The following is an 8,277-nucleotide window of genomic DNA, read 5'->3' on the forward strand; positions in this document are numbered from 1 at the left end:
ACGGAACTCGGCGTCGTACGGCGGCTTCTTCTTGGACCCCATGAATCCCAACTTCCCCTGCAATCACGGGCTCCACGCTACGAGGGGATGGTCACTCCACGTTCCGCAGCAAGGACCAGGTCTGCTCGCCGACGATTCCGTCAGGGGAGACGTGGTCCTGTTGCTGCAGCGTCTTCACCTGTGCTTCCGTCCGCTTGCCGAAGTAGCCGTCCACGTCGCCCGGCGACCGGTGATGGCGGCGCAGGAGGCATTGGACTTCCGCCACGTCGGGACCCGTGCTGTTCAACGCGACGAGGTCGGAGTTGGTGGTGCTGTTGCCGGCGAGCATCAGGTCTCCGTGCCGGACGTAGGCGCAGCTGTACCTGCCCACTCCGGTGGCACTGCCCGAGGGACGGCCGACAGGGTTCGGGCGGTCGGTGATCAGCCACCCGGAAACGACGGCGGAGAGCAACAGGGCGCCTCCGACGAGGGACAGGGCCACTCCGCGTATCCTGTCCTGCTCCTGGTCGTGCTCTCGGCCTTCGCTCAAGCCCACGGAAAAGGCAGGGGGAGGACCGGAGGGGGCGGGAGCCTGTTGGGGGGCCGTCTCCGCGACACGATCACGATGAGGGCGTTCCGTCGCGGCGCCAGATTCCTGTGCTGCGTGTTGCAGGGCCAGCAGTGGTGAGGCATCAGCATCGGTCAGACCAGCGAGGGCTTCGACCGCCGCCGCCGGCGGCAGTGCCTTGCCGTTGAGGTACCGCTCCCACGACGAGCCGCTGAAAAGCGTCTTGGCCTGGAGCATCTGCAGCGTGAGACCGCTGTGGTCCTTCAACCGCCGCAGCTCCTGCACGAGTCGTCGGCCGTTGGGATCCAAGGTCTCGGGCAGTTCTCTCCATCTCATGGCATCCCCCTAAGGATGAGTCTCCTGGATGCCGGGCCTTCTCTGCGACTCCGCCTGCCTCAAAGCCGCGCCCTGCCACACGAATCCGGCCGCCGACGTCACGCCCCGACGACGCAGCGGGATTTCCCGAGAAGCCGTCTCCAGACACACATCCCCGCACGTCACGGCGTGGGACGTCCCGAGACATCGCGAGACGCCCGACACATATGGCGATCGGCACAGCTGCTTCGAGAAGCTCGCTCAGGCCGTACCACTTCCAGGGGCCCTGGTTCCCCGGCGCGCCGCGCCCAGCCAACCAGACGGCCTCAACACATGGGGGGAGTAATCGACTAGGCGCTTACACAACACCGCAGGTGCGCTGGTGCCTACAGCCAGCGCCGTGACAGACATGGTCAGGGGCCGCCTCGGCCACCACCCCGCACGCGGCTCAGCATGAGCTGTCCGCCCATGTGAGGCGCATCGCCGCAGTGGCGGGGGAGTCGCCGAGGGGCGTCACGAAGGCCGAAGAGCGGCCTGCGGGCTCGGACCCGACGAACTTGGCTGGTTCTGGATCTTCGAAGACAACGACACGATCAACGAGATCGTCGGCTGTCACTACTCTGACCAGCACTTCCGGCTTAGGAAACACGTACTTAAGGAGGGCAAGTCCCTTGAAACGAATCATTGCAATCGCCGCGGTTGCGGCATCTGCCGGAGTCCTGTTGGCAGGGCCGAACGCGGTCGCGGCGGCACCCAGCCACCAGGCACCGGCCGTCGCAACGAGTTGCTACGGTAGCGCCAAGAGCTTCAGCACGGACTCAGCCGACCAATGGCCCCAGGGTGCGAACTACGCCACCACGACGTCCAACTGCGCCGACATCAACGTCAAGCCCACCAGCGGCATGTGGGTCCAAACGTGCTTCCTCGTGTCAAATTTCTACTGCAACAAGGCCACTTGGATCACCGGCGGGACCTGGGGCACGGCCGCCACCGGCGTTCTCAACGGCACCGACTTCTACCTGCAGTTCGACCGCCCCACCCACGGGCTCGTCGCCTACTGACCTCATCCATGCGTGATTCCGGGGTCCCGCCACGAGCAACATGCTGGCGCCGCCGTGGCAGATCGCGCGGGCCAGGCGGTGGCGGGACTCCTGGACGGTGAGCTGCCGGTTCATCAGGCGGCGGTAGGTGTCGTCGACCGGGTCGACCACGGTGAGCAGGTGCATGGTTTTGTCGATCCGCCCGTACTCGGCGAACGCGGAGCCGAGCGGAGTGGGGGTGGCCCTCGCGGCCGAACATTGCGGGTGCCGATAAATCATCCGCCCAGGTCACGTCCTTGATCGGCCATCTCTGATGCGGCTGCCGGCCGCCCCGCTGTCTTCACGTGGGCAGGGACGGGCGGCATCATGATCGGTCGTGCTGCTGCGTCTGGCCTACCTCGCCGCGACCAACACCTTCACGCTCCTGCGCCTGCTGACGACGAGCAACCGAGAGAAGGATGTGGAGATCCTTGCGCTGCGACACCAGTTACTGGTCCTGCAGCGCCAGGTCGGCAGCCCCACGTTCACCGACACCGACCGCGCAGTCCTCGCCAGCCTGCTCCACCACCTCCCGAGGGAGAAGCTGCGGCACCTCCTGCTGCTGGTACGCCCAGACACGATCTTGCGCTGGCCCCGCGACCTGCTCAAGCGACGCCACGCCGCGACCTGCGTGCCGAGGCCGCCGTGGCCGCCTCGACCGTGGTCGGGATGGAGGTGACGGCGAGGACCAGGGCTACGGGGCCGGCCGCGATGCCGGTCCAAACCGCCACTCGGGAGAGGCGGACGCGGCGCCGCATCGCCTCCAGCCGGGCGCCCGCCGCGATCGGAGCAGAGGCCTCGCTCTGCGAGGCCTCCTTGCCAGGGGACATGGTCAAACTCCCAGGTCAGAGCGAATGTTGCTGACCTTGAGAAAACCCGCCGCCCCCGACCCGACCACCGACCACCAGACCCCGACCAAGGTCACGATGGGGACACGAAGCCCATGGTCGGGCCTGTGGTCGGTCCGACCACAGGCCCGACCATGGGCCAGCCGCGAGCCGACGAGGGCCATCGCGTCCGCCCCACCGTCCTCGGGCCGACGGCCGCTGGGTGAACGCGGTCCGTGCGGCCCAACGGACCCGCACGCCGAATGCGCAGACGGACGCCGCCCGGGCCGCGACCGGTGCCTACGCAGTGCGCCATCCGGACCTGAGCAACGAGAAGATCCGAAGCGCCGGACCGAGCTGCGCAATGGCAGAGCGCAACCGACTGCACAGGAGCTTCGACCGGTTGCACAGCCGCGTTACGCAACGCCCGCCCAGGGCTGCGCAGTCGGGCTGCGCAACCCCAGGCGCGCTGGGCCGGACATGAGTGGTCGGCCCGACCATGAGCCCGACCACGGCAGACTGGTGCGCATGGTGGTGGGTCGTGACTGGTGGTCGGGAGCTGCGGGTAGCGTGGTCGCTGAGGGCATCGCCTCGCTCGCACCGGCGTTGCCTGCCGGAGGCGGGGGAGGCCTTCGGCGCTGAGGCCACGCAGACGGTTGCGGTGGCCCAACCGCTTCCCACCTGCCCGGGGCTGTTGGGGTCAGTTCGAGCCGAAGACCTCGACGTCGCACTTGGCTGCGCCGCTGCGTTTGATCCGTCCGTCGCAGGTGATCAACGGGACGCCGAGGGATTCGGCGAGCGCGACGTACTGTGCGTCGTAGGCGCTCAGGTTGGCGTGGAGGGCGCGAACTCGTTCCCACAGGGCGAGGGTGTCGTGCTTGTCCAAGGGCAATGCCGTGAAGTCGGTCATGGCCTTGGTCACCTGCTTCTCGATGAGCTTGCCGCCGCGCTGCATCCCCAGCAGCGCCGATTGGATTTCATAGTCGATCAGCGTCGGGGCGTAGACGGTGACGGCTTCGCCGACGCGCTGGCGGACGGCGGTACCGGCGGCGCCGTGATGGGTCAGGAAGATCACCAGCGCCGACGTGTCGATGACGATCAACGGCCCCGCCGCCCCTCGTCGATCGCTGCCAGGACGTCATCGGTGGTGTACTCCGCGGCGACTTCGCGCTCCAGCCGTGCAGCCATCTCCATCATGGTCGGCTTGGTGGCCTCCCTGGCGATCACTTCCTGCATGTACGCCTGGAGGGATTTTCCCGCCTGGGCGGCACGGGTCTTGAGAACGCGGATCTGGTCTTCGGGCACGTCCCGGATAGTGAGCACACTCATGTCTGCATTCTAGCGCGGAATTCTGCATTATGGAGAAACGGTGATCCGGTTGCAGCCCTGCACGTTCTTCGCTCGCCATCGCGGCCTTCCTGAGCGCCTGCGGTGCCGCAGTCGGTTCCGGTACGCGATCGGGACGCCGAGTAGTTCGGGGCCGGGGCCGTGCCCGGCGTACGGGGCCAGCAGAACGTGGGCTCGGTGTCGTCCTTGAACGCGGACTCGGCGTAGGCGTCCCCCAGTTCGGTCTCGGCGGCGATGCCGTGCGGTACGGCGACAGCGGATTTCCTTCGTCTCGTCGGGATGCGGGAGTCCCACCCTCGGGGATGTCGTCGCACGGGGGAGCAGTCCGTGCCGGCGATGACCCGCAGCTCATCGCCGGTCGTCCGGACCGGGTGCGTCAGGAAGCCGCAGGCACAGGCCGTCGCCGCGGCGCTTGGCGGTTTGATCAGCTGGTGGGCGCATGTCGGGCGCCACCGGCCCCGGGACTGCGCATTCGGCGAGCCGTAGGCAGCCGCGCGGTGCGAACACGGCGAACGGGCCGGCGTCGATGGTGCAGCACAACGTGGCGACGTGCCGCCGTCGTTGCGAAGCCGCGAGTGCGCAGCCATCCCGAACAGCTGGGGAACCTCGCGTGGTCGGCCCAACCATGAGCCCGACCGCGGCAGCTGGACAACTGCGTTGGCGGATCGTGACCGTTGGTCGGGGCTCGTGGCCGTCAGCCTGGTCGGGGCCGGCGGGTGAGCTGCCGGCATGGAACACACGCACGCCCGCGCACCCGGGACCGCCGACCGCCCCCGCCTCGGTGGGCCCGGTGCGCTGTTCTGGCGACTGCGCGCGGTCTGCTTCGGGGGCACGGCGGTGAGCCGCTTCGGGGCGGGGATCCGCCGGGGTGCGATGGCGGCTGACCAGCTCACTCAGATCGCCAACGCGCTTTTCCGGGACGACCAGTTGTCGTACAAGGCGAAAGGGATCTTCGGATACGTCAGCACGCACAGGAGCGGCTGGCAGGTGACGATCGCTGACCTGGTCCGCCTGGGCCCCGACGGCAGGGAAGCCGTACGCACCGGCCTCAAGGAGTTGGAGGCCCACGGCTACCTGATCCGTGAGCGCCTGCGCCGCCCGGACGGCACCCTCGGCGAGATCGCCTACTGCATCACCGACCGCCCGGCCACCCTGGACCTCGCGCTGATCGAAGCCGACTTGACGATCGTCCCCGAGGCCGGGCCCGCTGGCGGTGTTTCGGCGGGGATCCGCCGGGGTGTCATGGCGGCCGATCAATTCACCCAGATCGCCAACGCGTTGTTCCGGGCCACCCAGCTTTCCTTCAAGGCCAAGGGGCTGTTCGGACTGCTCTGCACGCATCGGGACGGCTGGCGGATGACCGTCACCGACATCGCCCGCCGCGGCCGCGACGGCGAGGCAGCCGTGAAGAGCGGGCTGAAGGAACTGGAGAAACACGGCTTCCTGGTTCGGGAACGTGAGCGCGAGGCCGACGGCACGCTCGGCGCGGCCGCCTACTTCATCACCGACCTTCCCAGCCTGCACAACCTCAGGTCACAACCAAAGTCGGGTTTTCCACCAGTGGATGACCCTACGTTGGCTGATCGGCCCACTAAGAACACCAACAGAAAGAACACCAACCAGCAGAAGACCAGACCCCTCCGTCCGTGCGACCGCGGCAACGCCGCGCGAACGCCCGGAGGGACGGGCCGGCCGGACGCCGCAGCGTCCCCGTCGGCCGCGTTCCCGGCGGACGAGATGCATCCGGGGATCCGGCTGCTGCTCGAGATCGCAGCGAGCCGTCCGGAACTGCTGCTGACCGAGAAGGCGCTGACCGATCAGGGCCGCGTGGTCACCGTGATGATGGACGCCGGCTGGAGCCGGGAGCAGCTGCGGCACGTCATCACCGACCGGCCCCTGCCGCACCCGGTGCGTACCTCGGTCGGGGCGATCATCGCCGCCCGCCTGCGCGCCGCCCAGGCCTACCCGCCACCCGCCACCCTCGTCAGCCAGCACCGCGGCGCGCCCCCGCAGGACGAGCCGACCGCGTGGCCGGCGCCCGAGCGGTCCTCCACCGCGTCTGCCGCCCGCACCGTGACCGAGGCCCTGGCCCACCGGGCGCTCGTCGAGTGCGCCGGCTGCGGCGTGCCCGCAACCGCCCCCGGCGAAGACCTCTGCCCGGCCTGCCTCGACTGGCCGCTGTGCCAAACGTGCCCCGGACCAACGCCGCGGCGCGCCCACCCCGACGGCGACGGCCGCTGCACCACCTGCACCACCGCCTCACCCCGCCCGCTGGAAGGAAGCACCCCATGACCGACCGCACACCGCCTACGGCCCAGATCGCTCAGCGGCTGCGCCTCTTCGCACAGCAGCCACGGCGGTGGGAGAGAAAACGGTCCCGCTGTGCACGGCGGGCATGGCTGCGCCGACGCGCCCTGCACGACCGGCTGCGAACCCGTCCTGATCCGTGAACGAATCGCAGGGGATGGATCGACTGGAGTGTGCCCGCCGACGGCAGCGTCCCCGAACGGCCGTACCGCATCGCCGTGTTCACCCCGACCGCGACCCGCCCCCAGCGCCTCGCCCTGCGCCGGCCGGCCAGACGTGGCGCACTGCCGCATCCGCCTCGGCCCGGTCACCCTACGGACCGCCACAGCCGTCGTTGCTGCCCTCAGCCTGGCCGCGGCCACCCTCACCATCATCCATGGCGTCCCCTTCAGTATCGTGCTGCCGGCGGCCGCCCTGGCCCCGCTGCTCGTGGAGCATCTCGCCGACCCGCTCGATATCCGCGCCCACGAGAGGGTTCGGATCGTCCAGGCCGAAGCCGCCTGCCCCTGCCTGCAACGCCTCGCCGCCCTGTACGCGGGCGTCGTCCAGGCTGCCGCCGGCAGCGACCGCTACGAGCCGCGGCGCGCTGTTGAGATCAGCCACCGCCAGCTGTTCGACACCGCAGACCTGCTCACGCGCCACGACACCCTCTCGGCCTCCAGCGAGCTCATCGCCCGGGAGCAGCTGATGCTGCAACTCGCCACCCGGACCGGCGGGTTCAATGGCACTACCGCAGCCGCGACGAACGCCTGATCGCCTTCTCCAACCACACCATCTACGACGACCGGCTCGTCACCTTCCCCGGTACCACCCTCACCAGCCCCATCCGCCTCGAGACCGTCGACGGCCACGCCCAGCCCGGCCAGAGCGGCTCCGTGCCCGAGGAAGTCGAACGCGTCGTCGAACTCGCCCTCGACCACGCCACCCACACCCCCCATCTCAGCCTCGGCGTCATCACCATGGGCCAGCGCCACGCCGACCGCATCACCCTCGCGCTGCGCCACGCCCTCCAAGGCCACCCCGAACTCCAGGAGTTCTTCAGCCCTGAGGCCGGAGCCCGGCGCCGCTTCTTCACCAAGAACCTCGAACAGGTTCAGGGCGACGAACGCGACGCCATCATCCTCAGCATCGGCTACGGCAAAGCCGCCAACGGCCGTCTCTCCATGTCCTTCGGCCCGCTCAACAACGACGGCGGAGAGCGCCGCCTGAACGTCGCCATCACCCGCGCCCGCCAGTCGATGACGGTCGTCAGCTCCTTCACCCACCACGACTTCGACCCCGGCAAACTCAAGAACACCCGCAACCGCGGCCCCGAACTGCTGCGCGCCTTCCTCGAGTACTGCTCCCACGGAGGAGACCTCCAGCGCACCGGAACCGCACGCACCGACTGGAACCTCAACGGCTTCGAACAGCAAGTCCTCGCCACCCTCGAAGCCGCCAACGTCCCCGTCACACCGCAGTGGGGCGTGTCCGGCTACCGCATCGACTTCGCCCTCGGCCACCCCGAACGCCCCGGCCAGATGATCCTCGCCGTCGAAACCGACGGTGAGCGCTACCACAGTGCCCCCAGCGCCCGAGACCGCGACCGCCTGCGCCAGGCACACCTGGAACGACTCGGCTGGCGCTTCCACCGCATCTGGGCCGCCGACTGGTTCACCAACCCGAACACCGAAATCGACCGCCTCCTTGCTGTCTGGCGTGACGCCGTACGACAGGCCGACGAAACACCCGCCGATCCTGCCCCCACGCCCGCCCCGGTAACTGAGGTGCCCCGAAGTTTCCGGACAGGGACCCAATAGGATCTCTACGTAAGGAAACGAGAGGCAAGACGTGGCACCACCCAGTAAGTACTCGC

The 8,277-nt window shown here is 68.9% G+C and carries 7 protein-coding genes and 3 pseudogenes; 5 read left to right on the forward strand and 5 right to left on the reverse strand.

Annotated elements, in window-relative coordinates; all coding sequences use genetic code 11:
• Positions 1–91: 91 nt before the first annotated feature.
• Positions 92–883 (reverse strand): peptidoglycan-binding protein, encoded by a 792-nt coding sequence (locus ACZ3TS_RS41860; RefSeq protein WP_467628177.1) that lies wholly within the window; start codon positions 881–883, stop codon positions 92–94.
• Positions 884–1,533: 650 nt separating this feature from the next.
• Here ACZ3TS_RS41860 and ACZ3TS_RS41865 point away from each other — a divergent pair.
• Positions 1,534–1,923: a hypothetical protein gene (locus tag ACZ3TS_RS41865; RefSeq protein WP_467628189.1), complete on the forward strand. Its 390-nt coding sequence runs from the start codon at positions 1,534–1,536 to the stop codon at positions 1,921–1,923.
• A 51-nt stretch (positions 1,924–1,974) separates the two neighbouring features.
• On the opposite strand, the pseudogene ACZ3TS_RS41870 reads toward ACZ3TS_RS41865, so the two are convergent.
• Positions 1,975–2,139, reverse strand: a pseudogene (locus ACZ3TS_RS41870) (Tn3 family transposase); the annotation flags it as partial.
• Positions 2,140–2,278: 139 nt separating this feature from the next.
• Here ACZ3TS_RS41870 and ACZ3TS_RS41875 point away from each other — a divergent pair.
• Positions 2,279–2,599: pseudogene (locus ACZ3TS_RS41875) on the forward strand (integrase); the annotation flags it as partial.
• 869 nt (positions 2,600–3,468) lie between these two features.
• On the opposite strand, the gene ACZ3TS_RS41880 reads toward ACZ3TS_RS41875, so the two are convergent.
• The 3 genes and pseudogenes from ACZ3TS_RS41880 to ACZ3TS_RS41890 all read right to left on the reverse strand — a co-directional run.
• Positions 3,469–3,870, reverse strand: coding sequence for a type II toxin-antitoxin system VapC family toxin (locus ACZ3TS_RS41880; protein WP_451256908.1), 402 nt, complete (start codon positions 3,868–3,870; stop codon positions 3,469–3,471).
• Positions 3,867–4,097 carry a FitA-like ribbon-helix-helix domain-containing protein gene (locus ACZ3TS_RS41885; RefSeq protein ID WP_467628180.1) on the reverse strand — a complete coding sequence of 77 codons (231 nt, stop codon included), beginning with the start codon at positions 4,095–4,097 and terminating at the stop codon, positions 3,867–3,869. Before ACZ3TS_RS41885 ends, ACZ3TS_RS41880 begins: the two co-directional genes overlap by 4 nt.
• Positions 4,098–4,226: 129 nt before the next feature.
• Positions 4,227–4,396 (reverse strand): annotated as a pseudogene (locus ACZ3TS_RS41890) (SAM-dependent methyltransferase); the annotation flags it as partial.
• A gap of 556 nt (positions 4,397–4,952) precedes the next feature.
• Here ACZ3TS_RS41890 and ACZ3TS_RS41895 point away from each other — a divergent pair.
• From ACZ3TS_RS41895 to ACZ3TS_RS41905, 3 genes are all read left to right on the forward strand, one after another.
• The gene (locus ACZ3TS_RS41895; protein WP_467628187.1) at positions 4,953–6,407 is read left to right on the forward strand and encodes a hypothetical protein; all 1,455 of its coding nucleotides are present in this window, start codon (positions 4,953–4,955) and stop codon (positions 6,405–6,407) included.
• Between the two features lie 291 nt (positions 6,408–6,698).
• Positions 6,699–7,175, forward strand: a complete 477-nt coding sequence (locus ACZ3TS_RS41900; protein ID WP_467628182.1) for a hypothetical protein — start codon at positions 6,699–6,701, stop codon at positions 7,173–7,175.
• Positions 7,176–7,297: 122 nt separating this feature from the next.
• Positions 7,298–8,221, forward strand: coding sequence for an AAA domain-containing protein (locus ACZ3TS_RS41905; RefSeq protein ID WP_467628185.1), 924 nt, complete (start codon positions 7,298–7,300; stop codon positions 8,219–8,221).
• The last annotated feature ends 56 nt before the right edge of the window (positions 8,222–8,277 follow it).

This window comes from Streptomyces sp. NPDC022910, from assembly GCF_055561075.1.

Bases quoted from the DNA above. Each gene is read 5' to 3' on its own strand.
- ACZ3TS_RS41885 (WP_467628180.1), bottom strand. From the start codon at position 4,097: ATGAGTGTGCTCACTATCCGGGACGTGCCCGAAGACCAGATCCGCGTT.
- ACZ3TS_RS41860 (WP_467628177.1), bottom strand. From the start codon at position 883: ATGAGATGGAGAGAACTGCCCGAGACCTTGGATCCCAACGGCCGACGA.